Below are 21167 nucleotides of genomic sequence, written 5' to 3'. Positions count from 1 at the left end.
AAGGGCGGTCGCGGCATGCCGAAGACATGCGTGAGCCACTCACGCGAGGGAGAGGGGTTCGTCGGCGGCGGGTGAGGACCCGTGCCGCCCGGCGACTCATCCAGTTCTACAGACGCCCCACCGCCCTGGCAACGACCGCCGTTACTAGGGGGCTTCGCAGTCGGGGGCCACCGGCCCCGTGGTGGGCCGGAGGAGGTTCGCGCAGGTGGGAGCCGGATGGGAGGGGTCCCGGCGGGGCCCTGGAGGTCTACTATCGCGCCTCGTGTGTGACGTGAGTCCTATGGGGCGGCTCACCCCCAGGGCGCCCGAATTTCACCGAGAGTCACCGAATGTACCCCTTCGAGGACCCGGGATGAATGTCCGTATTGCGGTGGATTCGAAGGAAATGAGCAGCCTGGGGCTGTCTTCCTGCCTGGCCGGGGTGCGGGCGTCGCCGGCGGCCGATCCCCGGGCGGGAGCGGGTCAGCGCACAGGAGGCCGGCGCAGGCCGATCAGCGCGATCAGGGCGAGCTGCACCCGCACGTGTGCCGCCCGGCGCGGGCCGGCCGACGGGACCGGGGCGGGGGCGGCGACGTTCGAGGGCGAGGGCGGACTACCGGGCGGTGGTCATGACGCCGCGGCCGCCGAAGCGGGCGACCAGGCGCGGCCCGGCCGGGAAGGCTCCGAAGAAGGGCCAGGGCCATCGGCACAGCACCAGGGACACGCAGTCACCCCTCCCGCACCCGGGCCCGGGCCCTGCCGGAGGGTGACGGCGGCGGACATGAAGCCGCCGAGGCCGGCCGGGACCGGCAGCAGGTACGGGCCTCCGCGCAGCGCGTACCGGGCGCAGCGGGCCCGGCGGGAGCCGCGGGGTGCGGCCGGCCCTGGTCGTTCAGGGCGGGTGGTCCAGTCCCGCTTCGGGGGCGGGGGCGGGGACGCCGCAGGCTGGGGGCACGTGACCGAGACGCGCGCGGGGGAAGCGGGCCATGGCAGTACGCACAAGGGTGCGTGCGCGGGCGCCGACCCGTGGCGGCCGCGGCCGGGGGGCCTGTACCCCTCCGACCTGCCCGCGACCGAGTCCTGGCGGGCCGCGACGATCGCGCGGGGGTGGGGCGACGCCTCCGGCCGGTGTCTGGAGGGGTGGCCGGAGGGGCGGCCCGAGGTGAACACCACGGAGACCGCCTTCGCCCAGCAGGAGGGAGGCCGAGGCGGCCGCGTTCGCGGAGGCGACCCGGCGCGACGACGCCGGCTGCGCGGACCGGCCGCAGCCGCCCGGGGTGACCGCGACCGGTCTACGACCACGGGGTGGTGGACGTGGAGGAGGGTGCCACCCCTCCAGGGCATGCACACCTTCGACGCGGAGGCCCAGGAGCGCCCCCACTTCAACCGTCCGTGGGGTGTGGGCCGCGACGGGGACACCGTGACGCTGGTCCTGTGGTCGAGCTACTGGGGCGAGCCGCCCGTGAACGCCTGGAAGAAGACGCTGTGGACCGCGGTGAACAAGCTGTACCGGTAGGTCGTGTCCGCCGGGCCCGGCCGGGCGCGTGTGCGCAGCGGGGGCGGGGCGGCGGCGGTAGGGTGCGGGCCGTGTCCGAGCAGCAGCGTGATCTCGCCGGGTACGGCGCCGAGCCGCCGCGTGCGGCGTGGCCCGGGGGTGCCCGCGTCGCCGTCAGCCTCGTGCTGAACTACGAGGAGGGCGGGGAGCAGAACGTCCTGGAGGGCGACCGCGCCTCGGAGGGGTACCTCCACGAGATCGTGGGTGCGCCGCCCGTGACGGGCGGGCGGGACCTGAACGTGGAGTCGATGTTCGCCTACGGCTCGCGCGCCGGTTTCTGGCGCGTCCACCGCACGCTGGCGGCGCACGGTGCGCCGCTGACCGTCCACGCGGTGGGGCAGGCCCTGGAGCGCAACCCCGACGCGGCGCGCGCGATGGGCGCCGCCGGCTGGGAGGTGGCGGGCCACGGCTGGCGCTGGATCGACTACCGGCACGTGCCCGAGGAGGTCGAGCGGGCCGACATCGCGCGCACGGCCGGGGTGATCGGGCGGCTCGTGGGGCGCCGGCCGGTGGGCTGGTACACCGGCCGGACCAGTGCGAACACGCGGCGGCTGGTCGCCGGGGAGGGCGGCTTCCTCTACGACAGCGACGACTACTCGGACGACCTGCCGTTCTATGTCGAGGCGGGCGGCCGCCCGCACCTGGTGGTGCCGTACAGCCTCGACGCCAACGACTTCAAGTTCCTGATCGTCCACGGCTTCACGACCGCGGACGACATGCTCGCCTACCTCGTCGACACGTTCGAGGCGCTCCGCGCCGAGGGCGCGGACCGGCCGCGCATGATGAGCGTCGGCCTGCACTGCCGGATCATCGGGCGGCCCGGGCGGATCCGCGCGCTCGACGGGTTCCTCAGGCACGTCGCGCAGCGGGGCGGGGCGTGGGTCGCCACGCGGGAGGAGATCGCACGGCACTGGCTGGCCACGCACCCGCCCTCGGTCTGACAGGCGGGCGCGTGCGCCGCGGACACGGCCTAGGATGCCGGGCGGGCGGGGCCGTAGCGCAGAGGTCGTCGCGCGCGGTCTCCAAAACCGTGAGGACGCCGGTTCGAATCCGGTCGGCTCCGCCCGCCTCGCCCGCTGGGTCCTCCGGCGACCGCCCACGTCCGCTGCGCCTGCTAGTCGGGGCTGCCCGCGGCCGCCGCGGAGCCCCCGCCGACCCCGGTGAGGGGGCCTGCAGGGGCCGGGCGGGCTGATCGGCCGCGGTCTTGCGGATGTCGTGGGCTATGCCGCGGGGGTCTGGACCTTGTCGGGGTTCTCCTTGTCCATGACGACCGGGTCCGCGTTCGGGGCCGGGGGCTTGGTGTCGGGCTTCGGCGGCGCCGGCGGGGCCGGGTTGGGGGCCGGGGCGGGCTTGTCGGGCTTGTGCTCGCAGTAGACCTTGCCCTGGTAGAACTTGCAGCCCGGCATGTTCTCCACGTCGCGGACCTTGTTCTTCTTGCCCTGGTGCTTCTTGTTCTTCTTGTTCTTCTCGTGCTTCTTGTCCTTGCCGTGCTTCTTGTTCTTGTTCTCCCACTTCTCCTTCTTGTTGTCGTTCTTGCTCTCGTGACCGCTCGTGGGGGCAGCGACCGAGGTCGTACCGGCTGTTGCCGGGGCGGCGAAAGCGCTGGTGGGAACCAGCACGCCCCCTCCGACGATCGCGGCCGAGACGGCGTACATCGCGAAACGCTGCTTCCGGGAGGTGGTGCGGAACATGAGAATGACTCCAGATGAGAAGTGGGGGGAAGATCAGGCCCAGAGGACTTGGGGGGAAATGTCTGGTTTGTTCTCTGGTTAAAAGAGTGGCTTCCGGACTTCATGAAGCTGTCCGCCGACTGTCACAGGCGGGTGACAGGCGGCGTGGCTCCCCCTACGAAGGCCCTCTTCCGGTCCCCGCCGGCCCCGCCCCCGGCATGGCTCGGGCCCTCGCGGCGGCGCACGGCGGATGCTGGTGGCGATGTCGGGCGACCCTTGCGGGAGGGCAGGAGGGCCCGTGAACGCCCCTGGTCCTCCACGAGGCCGCAGGCCCGCGTCCACGGGAGCGGGCGAGGACACCGCCGGGCGGGCCGGGGTCATCGGTCTCGGGCTCGCCGGCGTGCTGACGTTCGCGCTCGCCCAGGGTTCCTTGCAGTGGTTCGCCCCGTACATCGGGGGGACGCTCTTCGCGGTGGTCTTCGCCTTCCAGGTGCGGCCGACCTGGCGGCCCGGCATCCGCACCGCGTACATGCGCGCGCCGGTCGCGTACGCGCCGGTCGTGGGCCTGTGCGCGGCGATCGCGGTGGCTCCCGTGCTGCAGCGCTGGAAGTGGCTGTTCCCGATGCCGGGCACCCGCAGCGCCTGCGAGGGCATCGGCCGCTACGAGGTCATCCCCGCACGCGGGCCGCGGCGGCGGCGCTGCCGGTCGGCAGCGACGCCGCCGCGCCGGTGTACGCGCAGGAGAGCCGGCGGGAGTAGGCCGTCGCCGACTGCCTGGCGTCCACGCCGACCCTGTGGCTGCCCCCTGTACGGGGCCGGGGCGGCCGTGCCGGTGGGGGCGGGGGCGCGGTACCGCGACCGGAACCGGGCCAGGAGGCACTCCCCGCCCGGCTCCTCCCCGCAGCCGGTGGACGCGCGGGCGCGGCGTAGGCCGGGCGCGGCGGTACGCGGCGTGGGTACGACGCGCCCTGCGCCCCCGTACGGCTCACGGGGGCGGGAGGGCGCGGCGGGGGCGGGGAGGCCGGGTCGGTCAGTCGGCCAGGGGGACGGCGATGTCGCAGGCCGGGTCGGTCGGGCCGATCTCGGACCAGTCCGCGAAGTAGACCTCGCGGGGCGCCGCCGCCGTGGTGCGGGCCTCGCGCTGTGCCCACGCGTGGACCGCGTCGTAGGCGGAGAGGATCTGCGGGTAGGCCGTCTGCGCCTTGGTCAGGCGGGTGTAGGCCTGGGTGTGGGCCGGTTCGGTGCGGGAGGCCGCCGGGAGGCGGCCGGCGCGGGCCGGGTCCACCGGGACGCAGAGTTCCACGGGGCCGTCGCTGTCCTCGTTGACCTCCCCGTGGTAGACGACGAACGGGTCGCCGAAGAAGCCCCCGTGCGCCTGTGCCACCGCGGCCAGCCGGCCCAGGGCGGCGGGGATCCAGTCGGGCAGCTCTTCCGGGGTGATGTGTCGCTGTTCCGTGAGGACCAGCTGCTGCGGCACCTCGCGCTCCTGGATCTCGTACATGTCCGTGGTCCCTTCGTCTCCGAGCAGGTGGATACGGAGGTGCGCCGCCAGCTCGCGCCGTGCCGCGTGGCGGCGCTCGACGCCGTCCCAGTACTCGGCCACCAGCCGGGCCGCCTCCGGGGCGGGGGCGGCCAGGACGGCGGCGACGTCGGCCAGCGGCATGTCCAGTCCGCGCAGCCGCACGATCAGGCGGGCGGCGGCGAGCCGGTCCTGCCGGTAGTAGCGGTAGCCGGTGACGGCGTCGACGTGGTCGGGCGGCAGCAGGCCGTGGCGGTCGTAGAGCCGCAGGGCCTTGTGCGACAGCCGGGCCCGGCGGGCGAACGCGCCGATGCTGAGCAGTGCTTCTTCCTCCATGGCCGCTACGCTCCCCTCTCCCCCAGGGTCAGGGTCAACCGGGCGGGTTCAGCAGTCACCGGGGGGTCGGGGGACGGTGCGCGGCACGGGCCGGGGCGCAGGTCTTCGGGGAGGGTGCGGAGGAAGCCGCGGGCGAGGGGGCGGAGGTCGTTGTAGGAGGGGTCGGCGGCCGGGGAGTCGGCCCACCGGGCGGTGCGGGCGGTGGCGTCGGGGTGGGCGGTGCGGCGGCGGGCGATGGCCCGGAGGGGGTGCGGGTGTCCGGGGGTGAGGACCGCGCGGCCGGTGAGGCCTTCGGCGATGCTGCGGGCGGGCTCGGCCTCTTCGGCGGCGGTTTGCACGGCGAGTCGGCGCCCGCCCGGCCAGGCCTGCCGGTCGGGGAGGTCGGGGGCGAGGAGCGCCGGGAAGTTGGGTGTCCGGGTCCGCCGGTGCTTGCCGTTGAGGTCCACCGGTGCAGGATCTCATCGCCCCCGGCCCCGGCCCCTGCCCGGACCGCGCCGGTGGCGGGGCGGGCGTTGGGGGACGCGCGGACTATCCGGCGGCGGCCGTTACGAGGCTCAGGCCTGGGTGGCCGGTGGGGAGATGCCCTGGCGGGCGGCCGCGGGCCGGTGGGGGCCGCAGTGCTCCACGCAGTCGGCGGCCGCGGCGAGGAGTTCGGGTCGGAGGGGCGGTGTGGCCGGGGGCGGAAGGGAGTTCGGGTCTGAGAGATGGCCGGGGTCGGTGTGGCCGGGGGTGGCCGGGCCCCCGGCGGGCCCGGGGGCGGTCGGCGAGGGCCGGGAGCCGTGCGGCGGCCAGGGCGGCGGGGGCCTGGTGGCGTGGCGGACCGGGAGGTCGAGGGCGGTCCCGGCCGGTGAAGGGGTTCCTCGCCGCCGAGCCGGGACACTTCGCGCAGCGGGTTGTTGACGTCGACGGGGGTGGTGCCGTGGCCGGTGTCGGCGCTGTCGAGGCCTTCGGGGAGTACGTCGAGCCGGGCGTGGACCCCGCAGCAGCCGGGGAAGGACTCCAAGCGCAGCCGGTCGCCGCCGGCCGCGACGACCGGGTCGGAGGAGGCCCGCAGGGGGCGCCGGAGCTGGTAGGAGCGGGCGGCGGCGATGTCCGCGACGGCGAGCAGGCGCCGAGCGCCGGGCGGCGGCCTGAGGCGGGCTCAGGAACCCGGCGAAGAGCTGCGGGTGGGTTTCGGCCCACCGGGGTCAGCCCGCCAGAGGTCTCCGGTACCGGGAGGCCCGGTACCGGGAGGCCCCGGTCCCGCCCTTCGGTGGTGAGGGCGCACGGGTGTGTGCGTGGGCGGGTGTCTGGATGGATCGGAACATGGGCGCAGACGCAGGGGCGACTCCCGACGACGCTGACGGTTCGCCAGTTGGCGGGTGGGACACTGGCCGGCATGGCATCCACTCCCCCGGCGCCGGCGGTCCCGTTCTCCCGTATCAGGATCCGCACCGCGGCCCTGGTGTTCTGCGGCGACGAGGTCGCGCTCATCCGCCGCGACCGGGCGGGCTCCACCCACTACAGTCCGCCCGGCGGGAACGTCGAGGACGGCGAGGACCTCGCCTGCGCCCTGCGCCGGGAGCTCGCCGAGGAACTCGGCCTGGACGTCGGCCTCGCCGAGGGCGGCGACCTGCTGTGGGTGGTCGACCAGCGCGTCACCCGACCCGGCCCCACACCGCCGCCGCGCAAGCTCCACCTGATCCACCGCCTGCACATCACCCCCGAGGTGCGCGCCGTCCTCGCCGAGGAGGAGTGGGACGAACAGCCCGACGGGAGCCACGAGGTCGGCGTGATCGAGTGGATCGACTACCGCCGTACCGCCGGGCTCCCGCTCTTCCCGCCCATCGGTGCCGCTCTCGCCGCGCTGCCCGACCCCCGCGCGGCGACCGGCGACGCGGCCTTGGCCGCTGTCACGGACGACAACTACACGTGGGTGTGACGGCCGGCGCGGGACGGCGCGGGAGAGTGCGAGACGGTGGGTCAGGGGGTCCGGCGCGGGTGGGCGGGGCGGCGCGGGCGGCGGCGGGCGGCGGGGGCCTCCGGGGCGGCCTGCGGTGAGGAGAACCCGCCCGCGACGGGCACCGGGACGGCCGCCGGTGCGGTGGCGGGCGCGGGGACCGAGGCGGGCGGGCCCTGACGGCCCTGACGGTCCTGGGGCTGGGAGCGGCCGAGGATGGCGGTGTGCGCGATGAGCGGCGCGCAGGACTGGCAGATCTCGGCGAGCGTCCAGACCTGTCCCACGGCCGGGTTGTGGACCAGGACCAGGAGGGTGGAGCCGGTGCACTGGGTGCGGGCCTCGTGGAGCGAGCACTGCGCGGCCCGGCAGGCGCAGGCGGTGTCGGGGCGTACGGTGGCCAGCCGGGCGTGGGCGCGGACGTGTTCGGCGGCGAACCGCTTCAGGGCCGCGGTGTCCTTCGAACGGGGCGGCATGCGGCAGGCTTCGGTGCTGCAGGTGACGGAGGCGCTGTGATCGGCGTGGCCGGTGAGCCGGACCGTCCAGGTCCGGCCGGGCACGCGGGATCCGGGCATGAGGGTCAAGTCGGGGTCCGATCGTCGTGTTCCGGGTGGGTCGGTCGCGGTCGGCCGCACCGACGCGGTGCCGATCGCGGCGGGGTGGACCCCGCGGGCTGTCGTCCCGGGCGGCGTCTGCGGTTGCGGCGCCGGGCAGCGGAGAAACGGACATCGCGCGGCCTCGGACCTGGGGTCTTCGGTCTTTGTCGCATGTGCCCGCGGGCTCTGTCAATGGCGCGTACCCGTCCGGCCGTCCGCCGGACAGGAACGGGTGCGGGAGAGGGACGGTGCGCCCGGGGTGCGGTCGGGGTGCGGTCCGGGGTGCGGTCGGGGTGCGGTCCGGGGTGCGGTCCGGGGTGCGGTCCGGGGGTGGTCGGGTGCCGGTCTTGCGGCGGTCCCGCTGCGGCCGGGTCCGGCGCCCGACCCGGCGGGCCCCTTCCTTTCCCGCCGGGCACCCTCGCACCGGGCCCGTCGGGGCGGGCGGGTGCGGTCAGTTCGGCGGTCAGTTCGGCCGGCGGGCCCGTCGGGGCGGGTGGGTGCGGTCAGTTCGGTCGGCGGGGCGGGCGGGTGAACCGTACGGGGACTCCCGGGGAGTACAGCACGCTCACGGGCGGGCCGGCGGGCGCGGGCAGGCCGGCGGCGGCCACCAGGTCCTCGTCGCAGCCGAGGAGTTCGGCGCGGTGCAGCGGCCACCGCGGGTGGCTGTTGGGCAGGTACAGCAGTCGGCCGCGGAAGTCGCTGTGCATGCCCCAGCGGGCAGTCAGGAAGTGTTCGAGGGCGGTCGGCTCCGCGATGCGTTCCCCGGTCCGCACGGTGAGCGTGCTGTGCGCGCCGCGGGGGCCGGGCCAGCGCCGGCGGCTGGTGTAGGTGAGGGTGGGGCCGTCGCGGCGGACCGACATGTGCGACCACACGTACGGGAGGCGGAACGCGGTGCGGGCGACGAGGACCGGGAGGAGGCGGGAGGCGTCGAGGGAGCGGAAGACCACGCCGCGGCGGCCGTGGGCGTCGACGGAGTAGAGGCGGACGTTGGTCTCGGGGAACGAGCCCAGGTAGGGGAAGCCGGGGAGGCGCAGCCAGCCGACCCGGTGCATGCGGAACGCGACGAGGCCGACGTAGGTGAGGCCGTCCAGGGTGTCCGGGGTGGTGCCGGCCGGGAGCAGCGGGGCGACGTCTGCGGGGTCGGCGGGCCAGTGCAGGAAGGTCAGGTCGAGCCAGGACTGGGTGAGCAGGAGCCTCTCCGCGTGGGCGGGAAGGGGCGGATCGAACGATACCGGCGAGGCGGACGCGGCCGGCCCGGCGGGCTGCTCGGCAGGCTCGGCGGGCGGCGTGGATCGCTGCGCGGCCCCGGACGGCCCGGGTGACTGCCCTGCGGGCCCGGGCGGTCCAGGTGACTGTTCTGCGGGCTCGGCGGGCGGCGTGGGCGGCATCGCGTCAGTATCCCGCAGGGTGTTGGGCCGCGGTCCCCCCGCCGCGGGCGGATGCCGGCGGCGGGGGAACCGCGTACGGCGCGGGGGGCGGGGCAGGACTCGGCTTCCCCGGCCTCCTCCCCTTCCGCGGGGTGGGGGATTTCCGCCCGGCTGCCGGCGGTCACGGGCCGGGCCTCGGGGGTGGGTCGTGCCCGGGCGGTGCTGCCGGAAACGCCGGCCTCGGCTCCGGCATCAGGGCGCGGCCGGTCGCACCAGGGCACCAGGGCGCACCGGGTCGCTCGCACCGGGTCGCTGCGGGGTGCGGCGTGCTCCGCGTCGCGGGCCCTGCCCGCAGGCCCGGCCAGTGGTGGTGTCCGGGGCGGCCGGTGAGGGCGGGAGCGGAGGCGGCGTGGGCGGGCTGGCGTGGGCGGCGTCGGCGTGGGCGGCGGGGGCGGCCGATGAGGGCGGGCCCGGTGAGGGCCGGCCGGTGAGGGCGGCGGGGGCGGCGGCCGACGAGGGCAGGGGGTCGGTGAGGGCGGCGGGGCAGTGGCCGCGTGGGCGGGGCCGGCGGGGGCGGCGGCCGGTGTGGGCAGGGGCCGGCGAGGCAGCGGCCGGCGGGGGCAGGGGTCGCGGAGGCGGCGGCCGGCGACCTGGCGGCCGCCAGGTCGGCCGGGCCCGCCGGGTCCGCCAGGGCGACCCGTGCGGCCGTAGCGGTCGTGCGCAACGTCGTGCCGTGCTCCTGGGCGGTTCGGGTGCTCGCCGGAACCGGTGCGCCTTTCCCGGGAACCGGCGGGCCCCGACCGCCGGGCAGGACCGCCGGAGGGCCGCTCGGCGGCCGGGCGCGGGGCCGGGCCTCACCTCCTGGGTGTAAGGCGGGACCAACTCCTGCCGGGACGACGGGCGCGGGGCGGGCGGCTAGGTTTGCGGCCGTTCGCGACGCCCGTCACGGAGGTTCGCAGCATGCAGACCCGTTCCGCCGTCGCCCCGGCCGGGCGCGTGGTGGGGGCGACGGCCCTCGTCCTGACCGCGGTCACCGCACTGGCGGGGGCCGCGCCCCGGGCCGCCGCCACGGCGCCCGCGACCGCGGTGTCCCGCGCCGGAGCCGCCGCCCCGCCCGTGCCCGTCCTGTCCTGGGGCCCCTGCACCGGCCCGCGGGACGGCTTCGAATGCGCGACCGCCCGCGTACCGCTGGACCACCGTCGGCCGGCCGGCCCCACGATCCCTCTCGCCGTCACCCGGCGGGCCGCGGCGGACCCGGCCCGCCGCACCGGTGTGCTGCTGCTGCACCCGGGCGGGCCGGGCAACTCCGGTGTGGACTTCGCCCGCAACAGCCACGCCGCCCTGCCCGCCGCCCTCCGCGACTCCTTCGACGTCGTCGGCTACGACATGCGGGGGGTGGCGCGCAGCGGCCAGGTGGAGTGCTGGGACGACAAGGAGTACGCGGCCGCCGTCGACGCGGCGCGCGGCGTGCCCGGCCCGGGGGCCGTGCGCGGCGCCGTCGGGCAGGGCGCCGACTTCGCGGCCGCCTGCCGGCAGCGCTCCGGCTCCCTCGTGCCGTTCGTCGGCACCGGCTACAACGCCCGGGACATCGACCTGCTGCGCCAGGCGCTGGGCGAGGAGACGCTGTCCTTCTACGGCCGTTCCTTCGGCAGCTACGTCGGCACCGTCTACGCGGCGCAGTTCCCGCGGCGGGTGCGGGCGATGGTCCTGGACGGGGCCTACGACCCGCGCCTGTACGCGCAGGTGCCGCACGCCTCCGACGCCGCGCAGTTCGCGGCGCTGGACGCGGCGGTCGGCCGGTTCCTGGACTGGTGCGCGGGCAGCGCGGCCGTCTGCGGGTTCGGCGGGGGCCGGCCGCGGCAGGCCTTCGCCGAGCTGAAGCGGGCGCTGGACGCCGACCCGGTCATCACCGCGAGCGGGCGTCCGGCCACCGGCTACACCCTGGCCTACCGTCTGATGTTCGCCATCAACGCGGGCCAGGAGATCTGGCCCTACCTGGGCGAGGCGCTGCGGGCGGCGCAGGCCCGCCAGGCCTCGTTCCTGCTGTCCCCGCCGTCGCCGGCGTCCTTCGACTTCCTGACGGTGAACACGGCCGTGGAGTGCGCCGACCGCGTCTACCCGGCCGGCCGGCTGCTGCTGGGTGCGCTGGTCGGCGCGCACGCCGCGTCGGCTCCGCTGCTGGGTCCCCCGATCGGTCTCGGGCCGCCCGCCTACGACCACAACCACGCGTCGGCGTGCGCGCAGTGGCAGGCGGACCGGCCGAGCCGCTACGAGGGCTCCTACCGGGCGGCGGGTTCCGCCCCGATCCTGGTGCTGGGGACGACCGGGGATCCCGACACCCCCTACCAGGACGCCGTGGCCCTCGCCGGGACGCTGGAGAACGGCCGGCTGCTGACCTTCGCCGCCGAGGGGCACACCGCCTACAACCGCAGCGCATGCGTCAGCGCCCTGGCCACCGGCTACCTCGCGACGCTGGCGCTGCCGGCGCGGGGCACCGTCTGCGCGGACGAGGCACCCCCGGAACCGGTCGGGCGGCGCACCGCGGGCCTCGAGGTCGACGAGACGCGCGATGTGATCCCCGTACTGCGCTGAGCCGAGCACCCGGGCGGGCCCGCCGGAGGCGGCATGAGGACGAGGGCGTGGGGCGGGGCGTCGGGCGTGGGGCGGGGGCCGGGCGGGCGGGCGGGATGCGGTCCCCGTCGCAGCCATGAGGGCCAGGACCGCACCCCGCACCCGTCCGCCTACCCGGGGCCGGTCGGCCGACACCCGCCGCCCCCGCAGGACACCGGCTCGCGGCCTGCCGACCCCTGCGGGGCGCCTTACCGGGGCGGGCCTTACGGGGGCGGGCTCGTGGGGCGGCTGGGGCGGTTCGTGGAACGTGGCGTACCGGCGTCGTGGACGACGGTGAAGTCCGCGGCCGACGGTTCTCCCCCGCAGCTCCGGATCGGCCCAGCCGGTGAACCGCAGGCGTGCGGGCATGGCGACAAGGCCGGTGATCGCATCCCACAAACGCGTCCGGGTTCATGCCGTAGAACGCAGGGAAGCCGCATTCCCGCTTGAGGGCCTCGTGGAGGTCGCGCTCGCTGCGGACCGGGCCGACGTCGATGACCGCCGGGCGGACGGCCGGACATGCGGCAACACCTCGCAGAGGTTGCCTCTGCGAGGTGTTGCACTCGACCGCGATTGCCGACTGTTTCGGCTTCTGATGCTCTGATGCTGATTGCTGATCAGCCCTGGGTCCCGCCCTGGGTGTTGCCGGAGCCGCCGCCCTGGGTGCCGCCCTGGGTGTTCCCAGTGCCGCCACCCTGCGTGCCGCCCTGGGTGTTGCCAGTGCCACCGCCCTGCGTACCACCCTGGGTGTTGCCAGTGCCACCGCCCTGCGTACCACCCTGGGTGTTGCCGTTGCCGGCGCCCTGGGTTCCGCCCTGGGTGTTGCCGTTGCCGACCTGGGTGCCGCCGATGGTGTTGTTCGAGCCGCCGATGATCGTGTTGTTGACGATGTTCGTCACGTTGTTCGTCACCTGGTTGACCACAGCGGGCGCCAGTCCGAGCTTCTTCGCTTCCGAAGCCGCTGCCTGTCGGCCGATGGCGGCTGCCTGCGCCTTGGAAGCTCCGCCGCGCGCCGCCTGCTGGGCCGCGGCCGTGCCTCGTGCCGTTGCCGCTGCCACGTCGGTCTTCGTGGAGACCGAGGCGGGGCCGGTCGGCGCGCACCGGACGGTGCCTACGGAGACCGGACCGCCGCCGGTGATTCCGACCCGGATGTCGCCCTTCGGTCCGGCGGCGACGCGGGCGATGGTCTTCCCGTCACGCTTGACGTCGTAGCTCTGCTTGAGGACGAAGCCGTTGCCGCGGATCTCCCCGTTCTTCAGGCTGCACACCGCCGCAGGGGCTGCGGCCGGGAGTGCGGAGGCCTGGGAAGCGAATGCCACTCCCGCCGTTCCGGCGAGTATCGCGGTGACACAGGACAGACCGGCAATGTTGGCGACGCGCTTCTTCCTCGACATTTGAATCTCCTTTAATGGTCGACCCGGATTTCCGAGATTCTCACGAGCCGGGGATTCGGCTTGTCCGGTATCTCAGTTCCGTCTGATGGCCGAGCGGTTTATCTGTCTCCAGATTGCCGTTTGCGGGCGCGGGGAGAAAGCAACGGAGATTCGGGGCTTGACAAGTTCAGATCCGGATGGGTGGCCGTATTTCGGCTGGTGGTGGCGGGTTTCCGCTGCCTGCGGCAGGGCGTGGCCGCTGCCGCTTGCGGGGTGGACCGGGCTCGTTCGTCGGTGTTTCCTCGCCCGCCGGGCCGGGTGCAGGGCCGGCGGGGGTTGGGAAACGGCCCCTCTTTCGGGTTCCGGGCGCGGGTGGGGCTTGGACGGCACGGGTCAGCCGTTGCCGTCCCGAGGTGGTCGGGGCGGCAACGGCTGAAGGGGACGGCATCGCCTCGCAGAGGCAACCTCTGCGAGGCGATGCGCTTATCGACCGGCCTGGTCAACCCTGGGTACCACCCTGGGTGTTCCCGGAGCCGCCGCCCTGGGTACCGCCCTGGGTGTTGCCGGAGCCACCGCCCTGCGTACCACCCTGGGTGTTCCCGGAGCCGCCACCCTGCGTACCACCCTGGGTGTTCCCGGAGCCGCCACCCTGCGTACCACCCTGGGTGTTGCCGGGCTTGTTGCGCTTCTTCTTCTTGCCGTGGTGGTTGCCGTCGTGCTTCTTGTGGTCGTGCTTGTTGTGGCTGGCGACGCTCTCCACCGACATGGTGGGGGCCGCCATCGCGGAGGACGAGGGGATGAGGACCCCGCCGGCGATCGCGGCGGCCGCGACGGCGGTCGCGAGGCGGAACCGGCGCTTGCGGCGGTTGGACTCAGACGTCTCGAGCTTACGGTTCATGGTTTTCTCCTGATCGAAATCGGATCCTGAGCAGGTTCCGAAAGGTTCGTGGCCTCCGCGATGCGGGAATTGTTCCCGCTGCGTCTGCGGCCTCGTTTCCTTTTCGGTGGGGCCGCATATCCAGTAGGCCTCTTCACCGCGATACCGGTCACGTTCCGGAAATTCGTGGCTTGACGTTTGCGCGGAGGTGGTGCAACCGGAACTGAAGCTGTCGGGCCCGCCTTGTCCGCGGTGGCGTGAAAACGATCATCGGGGGCGTCGTCGGGGCGGGTGATCCCTATGCTGACGGGATGCTCGACATACCTCTTTCAGCGCTGGAAGTCGCGATGGTGCAGACAGGCACCCGCGCCGTGGACACCCTGCGGGACACCGCGGCTTTCGCTCGGGAGATGGAGCGGCTGGGCTACCGCCGCCTCTGGTACGCCGAGCATCACCACTCCCCCGCGATCGGCGCGTTCCCGCCGGTCGTGCTGACGGCGCACGCGGCCGCCTCGACCTCGGTGATCCGTGTGGGTTCGGGCGGGGTGCTGGCTCCCAACCATGCGCCGATCACGCTGGCGGAACAGTTCGGGACGCTGGCCGCCCTGCACGAGGACCGCATCGACCTGGGCATCGGCCGGGGTCCGGGCACCTTCGACGAGGCCATCGCCCGGGCGCTGCGCCGCGGTGCCGGGCCGGCGTCGGACGCGGAGTACCGGCAGGATGTGGCCGCGATCCTGTCGTTGCTGGTGGAGGAGGTCGCGCTCGGTCCGCTGCCGGAGCCGTGGCTGCTGGCGTCCAGTGCCGCGGGGGCCGCTCTCGCCGCGGCCCTCGGCCTGCCGGTCGCGATCGCGCACCACATCCGTCCGGACAACACCCTTGCGGCCGTGGAGGGTTACCGGGCGGCGTTCACCCCGTCCCGCTGGTGCGAGCGGCCCCGGGTGCTGCTGTGCGTGGAGACGGTGTGCGCGCAGACCCAGGAGGAGGCCGTGTGGCGGGCGGGTCCGATGAACGTCGTCAAGGCCGGGCTCCTGCAGGGGCTGAGCCAGACGCCGTTCCCCACGCCCGCGCAGGCGGCCGCGCATGTTTTCACGGAGCAGGAGCGGCGGGCGCTGGACGGTTTCCGTGCGCAGCAGGCGGTGGGGGCGCCCGAGGCGGTGGTGGCGCGGCTGGCGCAGTTGGCCGGTGAGACCGGGGCGGATGAGCTGATGCTGGCGACGCCCGTATACGACCTGCGCGAGCGGGTCGCTTCCTACGAGCTGGTCAGGAAGTACTGGGGGGCGGCGACGGCGCCGTAGGGGCGGGGCGGGGCGGGGGCTGTTTTCCCGTACACGCGGAATCGTTTTCGCGGGTGTGTGCGTAGGGGTGGCGGGAGCGGCTGTTACGGGGCCTTGAATCCGTTCGGCGCGGCGGGGCGGGCCGCGTCCGGGGTGGGGGCGCTTCCGGGGCCGGGGGCGGAGGTGGGGAGGTGCGGCCGGGCGGGCGTGTCATCGGTTGGCGGTGAAGTGCCGTGTCCGGGGCGTCCATCCGGGTGTGACGGTTGTCCACCCCAAGGGAGAGTCGCGGACCTGTCCGGATTGGGAAACCGGGGGGGTGGGTGGGCGGTTTCCGGGTGTCGGCGGGGGTCAGAGTGTGGCTCCTCGGCCAGACGCCGGGAACTGTTTCAGGCCAGACCGGTAGGCACCCGTGTGTGCGTGTGCTGTCGGTCGGGGCCGCCGTCCCGTTGAAGTCGAAGGGGGCCAGCCTCCGTGTCCGCTTCCCTGGCCACCCGCCGCGCCGTCGCGACCCTCCTGGCCGCCGGCACCCTGGTCGGCGCGGCCGCCCCGACGGGGCCGGTGACCGCCGGCTGACAGCTGACGGGGGGCGGGGGCGGCGTGTCACGGCCGGGCGGGCCGCGGCACGCCGCACCCGTGTCTGCGCCCGCCCCCGCCCCGCCCCCGTGCCCGGGTCTGTGCCCGTGCCCGTGCCGTGCTTGGGGCGCGGGTGCGGGGGCGCAGGGTGCGCGTGCATTCGGGTGGCGGCGTGCCGTGTCGGGCCGGTGGTGCGGGCCGGGTTGGCGATGCTGGGCCGGGCGCGGTCTGGCGGTCGGCGCCCTCTGCCCCTCTGTCCCACAGCAAGGTAGGAGCACGGCATGACGGCGGACGCGGTCGGGCGTTTCCTGGCGGCTCTGGAGCCGCAACGGCGGGAGGCCGTGGCGGGCCGGCCGCGCGAGGAGCAGGAGCGGCTGGCGGCCGCGTGGGAGGAGGAGCTGGGCTCGGACGACGAGCTCGACACCCTCGACGAGCTCTCCCCGCCTGCGGCGGAGGCGGAGGCGGCCCGCCGGGTGATGGACCGCGAGGCCTGATCCGGCCGCCCCGCCGGGATCGGGCCGGTGGAGCCGGCGGGCGGTCGGCGGGTCGGTTCGGCCGGGCGGGTGCGGGCCGGGCGGGTGCGGGCCGGGCGGGTGCGGGACCGGACGCGTGGGGGCCGGCGGGCCGGCCGGGCCGGAGCAGGAACCGGGCCGGGCGGGTATCGGGCTGGCGGGTGGGCGCGGGGCTGGGGAAGACTGCGTCGGGTGCGTGATCGTCTGGAAGTGTCCCCGGGGCTTGGGCTGCGGCGCTGGTCGCCGGCGGACGCCGGGGCGGTACTGGCGGCGTTCGCCGATCCGGAGATGGCGCGGCAGGCTGCTGAGCCGGTCGCGACCCTGTCGGCGGCGCGGCGGTGGCTGGCGGCCCGGGCGGGGCAGTGGGACGCGGGATCCTCGTACGCCTTCGCGGTCGTCGACGGTGCGGGCGCGGTGCTGGGGAACGTGGCGGTCGGCGCCGTCGACCCGCGTCACCGGACGGGGTGGGTGTCGTACTGGACGGGGGCGGCGGCCCGCGGGCGGGGCGTCGCGTCGGGCGGCTGCCGGGCGGTGGCCGCCTGGGCCTTCGAGGACGCCGGCCTGTTCCGGTTGGAGCTGGGCCATCGGGTCAACAACCCGGCGTCGTGCCGGGTGGCGCGGGCTGCGGGCTTCGCGGTCGAGGGGGTCCAGCGCCGCAAGCTCGAGTACGACGGTGTCCGCTACGACGTCGAACTGCACGCCCGGCTGGCGACCGACGCCGCACCGCCGCCGGTGCGGCCGCGGCGGGCGTCCGCCGGCTGAGGCCGCACCGGGCGCCCGGGCGCCGGGCGCGCCGCCTGCCGGCCCCGGCCGGGGCGCGGCCGGGGCGGTGAGCCGTCGCGGGGCTGCCGGTTGCCGGTGCCCGGCGCCGAAGGACCCCGCGGGCGTCGCGTCCCGGGCGGACCGGGTGGGGAACGGGCGGGCGGCCCCCGGGGGCGCGCCGAGCGGGGGGCGGCCTGCCGTGGACAGGCGGGAGGAGCACGGCAGGCCGCGCGGTCCCCGGGGCTTCGACGCAGCCGGGTGGGCCGGTGGGGCGCGCCGTGATGGCGGGCGCGGGAGCTTTCGGCCGTCTTGGCCTCGGCCGGGGGCCGGGGCGGGCCGCGAGGCGGGGTGGGGGGTGTGGGTGTCCTTGGAGCGTGGGGTTGCCGGCCCGGCAGGGGGTTCCGAATCGGCTGGCTCGGCCGGGGTTCCGGCTGGGCCGTGTGTCGAAAGCAGATCTTGGGGCTATGGATGATCACGGTTCATGAGTCGGGGAGATCTCACGGACGAGTAGGGGCGGTGCTGAAGCCGTTGGTGCCGAGGGGTGCCAGGGTGGGGCGGCCACCCCACTGGCCTCGGCGGCGGCTGATCGACGGCATACGGTTCCGTGTCCGGACCGGAGTTCCGTGGCGGGACATCTGCGTCGAGTACGGGCCCTGGGCCGGGTCTACGACCTGTTCGGCCGGTGGCAGCGGAACGGACCTGGCAGCGGATTCTTCAGTCCTTCGCCGACGCGAAAGGCGCGATCGTCTGGGACCTGAGTGTCTACTCCACAGTCTGCCGCGCCCATCAGCATGCGGCCGGGACCGAAGGAAGGGTCAGGATCACGGGCTGGGAGGGTCGCGCGGCGGGTTCACCACCAAGCTCCGCCTGGCCGTCGAGCAAGGTCAGAAGCCCATGTCGATCGTGGTCACGGCAGGACAGCGCGGGGACCCGCCGCAGTTCGAACCGGTGCGGGAAAAGGTCCGCGTGCCGCGCCTCGTCCGGGCCGGCCATGCGTCCGCCTCCCGCAGAAACCGTGCTACCTGCGCCGCCGCGGAATCCGCTGCACCATCCCGGACAAGGCCGACCAGGCCCGCAATCGCCAAAAGCTCGGCTCCAGCGGCGGCCGGCCGCCGTACTTCGACCTAGCCGACTCCCGCGAACGTCACGCTCGAGTGCGGGATCAACCGCCTCAAAAGACACCGCGCCGTCGCCACCCGGGACGACAAGCTCGCTGTCCGCTACGAGGCGACCGTTCTCGTCGCGGCCATCAACGAGTGGCTTTGAGCGGAGATAGCCCTCCCGCCTGGTTCACCAGTCCCGGCCGGCGGTCAGCTTTTCCACATCCGCTTGCGTGAACCCGTATGCCGACGCGACGAAGCAGAACTCGTCACAGATCCACTCCCGCGCCACCGTCTCGATCTCGCTCCCGGCCGCCACGAACTCCCCGTCCAGCAGATTGAACTCCTCCGTCGCAGCCTGGGTGAATGCACACAAGCTCTCCAGGTCCGACGGCCGCTCGGCCTCGATGCGCTCGCACAGCCGCAGCAGGATCGCCTTCCCCTGGTCGACCACGTGATCAGGGAAGTACGAGTCGTCGTACATCTGCCGCAGGAACGCGTGTCCCCGCACTTCCCTACCTCCGCGAAAAGCTGACGCGCCGATCATGCACAGCACCACTGACATTGATGCTGATACTCAGGTTCCGGTGGTCGTGGCCCACCCACTGACTGACGCCCTGCTGGGCTGTCTTCGCGTTGTTCTGTCCGGCTGCCGGGACCTGTTCTCATGGCTGCGGCCGGGCGGAACATGACCTGATAGGAGCTTGGTCAGAAGCCCCTTCAATGTCCTGTCTGCGCCACCCGGCCGGCGCCTACCTTCGGCTGGGAGGGCAGTGTCAGCATGACATCAGAGGTTGCGGCGGACACCGGGGACCGCGACGTGTTCGGCGGGGTCGATTCCCACGCCGACACCGTCCACGTCGCTGTGATCAGCGACAACGGAGGCCATCTCGCGGATGCGGAGTTCGCCACCACCGCCGCCGGATACGCGGCGGCCCTGGCCTTCCTGACCGCCCACGGACACGTGATCGCGATCGGTGTGGAAGGCACCTCGTCCTACGGAGCCGGCTTCCCCCGGACCGCCCGCTCCCGCGGGCACCAGGTCATCGAGGTCAACCGCCCCGACAGGGCCGAACGTCGCCGCACCGGCAAGTCCGACCCGATCGACGCCTACGCCGCCGCCCGCGCCGCCCTGTCCGGACGCGCCACCAGTTCCCCCAAGGACGACACGGTCGCGGGGATACGCGCCCTGCACAACACCGCCCCCTCGGCCGTCAAGGCCCGCACCGCCGCACTCAACCAGATCGGCCAGGTCCTCGTCACCGCTCCGGAGGCGATCCGCGTGAAATACGGGCGGCTCAAGAGCACCGAACGCACCGAGGCCCTGGCCCGGCTGCGGCCGGCCGGCGACGCCCTGCACACCGCTGTCCTGACCGCGCTGAAAGCCTCGCCCGGCGCGTCAAGGAGCTCACCGCCGAGCACGAGGCGCTGACGCGGGCCCTGGATGCCGAAGTCACCACGCAAACCCCGGCCTGCGAGCCGCCTACGGCGTCGGCCCCGACACCGCCGCACAACTGCTGATCACCGCGGGCGGCAACCCCGAACGGATGCGGACCGAGTCGTCCTTCGCGGCCCTCTGCGGAGCCGCCCCGGTCCCCGCCTCCAGCGGCAGGACCAACCGTCACCGCCTCTCACGAGGCGGCGATCGCACGGCCAACGCCGCGCTCTACCGAATCGCCCTGGTCCGCATGTCCAGCGACTCCCGCACCCGCGAATACGTCGCACGACAGACCGCCGCCGGACGGACGAAGAAAGAGATCATCCGGCTGTTGAAACGGGCCATCGCCCGGGAGATCTTCCGCTGCCTGACCACCACGGTCACCATCCCAGGCACAACCGACCTACGGCCCATGCGGCAGGCCAAGAACATCACCCTCACCACCGTCGCCCAGCACTTCGGCGTCTGGCCAACCGCCAATCTCCAGACTCGAAAGAGGGCTCAGCAGGGACGACGACCTCACCCACGCCTACCGCGACTGGCTCCAAGCCGCTTGACAGCAATAGGAGCATCAACGACGCCCCCATGGACGGCAGACCTCACGCGGCCAGGACTTTCACAACAGGCCCTAACCCTGCCGTTTAACCTCTGACTCTTCGCGTGAGGTGAGGCTGCGCTGCATCACGTGGCAGACGGTTACCCTCTTCGCCGGCGTTCGTTGCTGGTTGACACGATGGTCCCGTGGCAGAGCCGACCTTCCGATACCACCCTGATCCGCTGGCTTCCGGGTCCGCGTTGCGCACCGACCATGTCTGCAGCGTCTGTGGCATGCACCGACAGATCCGCTATCAAGGCCCCATCTACGGTCAGCAACCTGATTCCCTCTGCCTGCACTGCATCCACTCCGGGGCAGCGTCGAGTGCCCTGGGCATTGCAGGCGGAGGCGATGAGGACTTCGACATGCCTGCCGTGTTCAGTGATGCCGTTGACGTACCCGACGACGTGCCTCTGTCGGTCGTCGAAGAGATCACCCGACGCACTCCCGGCTTTGCCGGTTGGCAGCAGGAGTCCTGGCTGTACCACTGCGGCGATGGCGCGGCCTTTCTCGGCCCTGCCGGATATCGCGAGCTTGAGGCCCACCCAGAGGCTCTAGCCATGCTCCGTAAACATCACGAGCGCTATGGCTGGACGCCGCCAGAAACCGAACAGTTCCTGCGGTCACTGGACCGGGCTGGAGAGCCGACCGCCTACTTGTTCCGCTGCTTGCATTGCGACACACGCCTGGCATCCTGGGACATCGGCTGACCTGCGACCCGAGCAGCCTATTGGTGCCGGGTGTAGGACTCGCCGGTGGCGAGGACCCGCCCCATGTCGTAGCGGGTGGCGGGCTGCTGATTCTTTGAGCCGCGCGGGCGGCCGGGGCCGGGGACGTGTGGGTTTTGGTGCACCGGCTGGCGTACCCGTCTTCGCGTGCAGGCTTTTGAGCCCGCGACGGACCCGGGCGGGGGTCAGTCTGTTCGGTTCCGCTGGCCGCTCCCATGGGCGGCGCAGATCGCGTGCGAGAGGGCAGGCGAGGCGAAGTTGAGCGTGTGCGGCCAGGACGATCCATGTCCGGCGGTCAGCGGCCCGCGAGTCCCGAAGCTTAAGGGCTGTCCCGTAATCCCCGGTGGATCGGCGCACGGCGTCA

General features: G+C 74.1%; 19 protein-coding genes, 1 tRNA gene and 2 pseudogenes. 12 read left to right on the top strand and 10 right to left on the bottom strand.

The window, feature by feature from the left end:
- The first annotated feature begins 1303 nt into the window (after positions 1 to 1303).
- The 3 genes from AVW11_RS37220 (at position 1304) to AVW11_RS28015 (ending at position 2597) form a co-directional block, all read left to right on the top strand.
- Positions 1304 to 1495, top strand: a complete 192-nt coding sequence (locus AVW11_RS37220) for a hypothetical protein (protein ID WP_143568913.1) — start codon at positions 1304 to 1306, stop codon at positions 1493 to 1495.
- A gap of 71 nt (positions 1496 to 1566) precedes the next feature.
- Positions 1567 to 2475 (top strand): allantoinase PuuE, encoded by a 909-nt coding sequence (puuE, locus tag AVW11_RS28020; RefSeq protein ID WP_076046385.1) that lies wholly within the window; start codon positions 1567 to 1569, stop codon positions 2473 to 2475.
- A gap of 47 nt (positions 2476 to 2522) precedes the next feature.
- Positions 2523 to 2597, top strand: a tRNA-Trp gene (locus AVW11_RS28015).
- Between the two features lie 157 nt (positions 2598 to 2754).
- Here the strand turns inward: AVW11_RS28015 and AVW11_RS28010 are convergent.
- The 4 genes and pseudogenes from AVW11_RS28010 to AVW11_RS38660 form a co-directional block, all read right to left on the bottom strand.
- Positions 2755 to 3225: a hypothetical protein gene (locus AVW11_RS28010; protein WP_060180971.1), complete on the bottom strand. Its 471-nt coding sequence runs from the start codon at positions 3223 to 3225 to the stop codon at positions 2755 to 2757.
- A 1009-nt stretch (positions 3226 to 4234) separates the two neighbouring features.
- Positions 4235 to 5059 (bottom strand): MerR family transcriptional regulator, encoded by an 825-nt coding sequence (locus AVW11_RS28005; RefSeq protein WP_030855887.1) that lies wholly within the window; start codon positions 5057 to 5059, stop codon positions 4235 to 4237.
- A 5-nt stretch (positions 5060 to 5064) separates the two neighbouring features.
- A complete protein-coding gene (locus AVW11_RS37530; protein WP_076046384.1) occupies positions 5065 to 5505 on the bottom strand; it encodes a hypothetical protein in 441 nt (146 codons plus the stop codon).
- Between the two features lie 353 nt (positions 5506 to 5858).
- Positions 5859 to 6250: pseudogene (locus tag AVW11_RS38660) on the bottom strand (SWIM zinc finger family protein); the annotation flags it as partial.
- 187 nt (positions 6251 to 6437) lie between these two features.
- On the opposite strand from AVW11_RS38660, the gene AVW11_RS27995 reads away from it, so the two are divergent.
- The gene (locus AVW11_RS27995; protein WP_060180973.1) at positions 6438 to 6980 is read left to right on the top strand and encodes an NUDIX domain-containing protein; all 543 of its coding nucleotides are present in this window, start codon (positions 6438 to 6440) and stop codon (positions 6978 to 6980) included.
- Between the two features lie 41 nt (positions 6981 to 7021).
- Here AVW11_RS27995 and AVW11_RS27990 read toward each other — a convergent pair whose 3' ends face one another.
- Together AVW11_RS27990 and AVW11_RS27985 are read right to left on the bottom strand one after the other, a co-directional pair.
- Entirely contained in the window at positions 7022 to 7570 is a 549-nt protein-coding gene (locus AVW11_RS27990; RefSeq protein ID WP_076046383.1) for a hypothetical protein, read from the bottom strand.
- Between the two features lie 524 nt (positions 7571 to 8094).
- The gene (locus AVW11_RS27985) at positions 8095 to 8979 is read right to left on the bottom strand and encodes a YqjF family protein (RefSeq protein WP_079250821.1); all 885 of its coding nucleotides are present in this window, start codon (positions 8977 to 8979) and stop codon (positions 8095 to 8097) included.
- Between the two features lie 939 nt (positions 8980 to 9918).
- Between AVW11_RS27985 and AVW11_RS27980 the strand changes: the two genes are divergently transcribed.
- Complete coding sequence (locus AVW11_RS27980; protein ID WP_079250820.1) at positions 9919 to 11550, top strand: alpha/beta fold hydrolase; 1632 nt, start codon at positions 9919 to 9921, stop codon at positions 11548 to 11550.
- Positions 11551 to 12185: 635 nt separating this feature from the next.
- Here AVW11_RS27980 and AVW11_RS38655 read toward each other — a convergent pair.
- A complete protein-coding gene (locus AVW11_RS38655) occupies positions 12186 to 12962 on the bottom strand; it encodes a hypothetical protein (protein ID WP_076046381.1) in 777 nt (258 codons plus the stop codon).
- 478 nt (positions 12963 to 13440) lie between these two features.
- On the bottom strand, positions 13441 to 13839 hold the full coding sequence (locus AVW11_RS27965; protein WP_076046380.1) for a hypothetical protein: 399 nt from the start codon (positions 13837 to 13839) through the stop codon (positions 13441 to 13443).
- A 290-nt stretch (positions 13840 to 14129) separates the two neighbouring features.
- Between AVW11_RS27965 and AVW11_RS27960 the strand changes: the two genes are divergently transcribed.
- From AVW11_RS27960 to AVW11_RS27945, 4 genes are all read left to right on the top strand, one after another.
- Positions 14130 to 15116, top strand: coding sequence for an MsnO8 family LLM class oxidoreductase (locus AVW11_RS27960; protein WP_076046392.1), 987 nt, complete (start codon positions 14130 to 14132; stop codon positions 15114 to 15116).
- A gap of 833 nt (positions 15117 to 15949) precedes the next feature.
- Entirely contained in the window at positions 15950 to 16162 is a 213-nt protein-coding gene (locus AVW11_RS27955; protein ID WP_030855906.1) for a hypothetical protein, read from the top strand.
- Between the two features lie 228 nt (positions 16163 to 16390).
- On the top strand, positions 16391 to 16942 hold the full coding sequence (locus AVW11_RS27950; protein ID WP_420856409.1) for a GNAT family N-acetyltransferase: 552 nt from the start codon (positions 16391 to 16393) through the stop codon (positions 16940 to 16942).
- A 468-nt stretch (positions 16943 to 17410) separates the two neighbouring features.
- Positions 17411 to 18070, top strand: coding sequence for a transposase (locus tag AVW11_RS27945; protein WP_420856408.1), 660 nt, complete (start codon positions 17411 to 17413; stop codon positions 18068 to 18070).
- Positions 18071 to 18232: 162 nt separating this feature from the next.
- On the opposite strand, the gene AVW11_RS27940 is transcribed toward AVW11_RS27945, so the two are convergent.
- Positions 18233 to 18589, bottom strand: coding sequence for a DUF5713 family protein (locus tag AVW11_RS27940; RefSeq protein WP_076046391.1), 357 nt, complete (start codon positions 18587 to 18589; stop codon positions 18233 to 18235).
- A gap of 234 nt (positions 18590 to 18823) precedes the next feature.
- On the opposite strand from AVW11_RS27940, the gene AVW11_RS38650 reads away from it, so the two are divergent.
- From AVW11_RS38650 to AVW11_RS27930, 3 genes are all read left to right on the top strand, one after another.
- Positions 18824 to 19474, top strand: a complete 651-nt coding sequence (locus AVW11_RS38650; protein ID WP_240528282.1) for an IS110 family transposase — start codon at positions 18824 to 18826, stop codon at positions 19472 to 19474.
- A gap of 40 nt (positions 19475 to 19514) precedes the next feature.
- On the top strand, positions 19515 to 20132 hold the full coding sequence (locus AVW11_RS39355; protein ID WP_420856410.1) for a transposase: 618 nt from the start codon (positions 19515 to 19517) through the stop codon (positions 20130 to 20132).
- 89 nt (positions 20133 to 20221) lie between these two features.
- Complete coding sequence (locus AVW11_RS27930; RefSeq protein WP_030855917.1) at positions 20222 to 20785, top strand: CbrC family protein; 564 nt, start codon at positions 20222 to 20224, stop codon at positions 20783 to 20785.
- 17 nt (positions 20786 to 20802) lie between these two features.
- Here the strand turns inward: AVW11_RS27930 and AVW11_RS39140 are convergent.
- Positions 20803 to 21167: pseudogene (locus tag AVW11_RS39140) on the bottom strand (hypothetical protein); the annotation flags it as partial.

This window comes from Streptomyces amritsarensis (genome assembly GCF_001953875.1).
In the GTDB taxonomy this organism is placed as follows: Bacteria; Actinomycetota; Actinomycetes; order Streptomycetales; family Streptomycetaceae; genus Streptomyces; species Streptomyces amritsarensis.
Note: the sequence above shows the minus strand (reverse complement) of the source record. Positions and strands in the feature narration are given on the sequence as shown.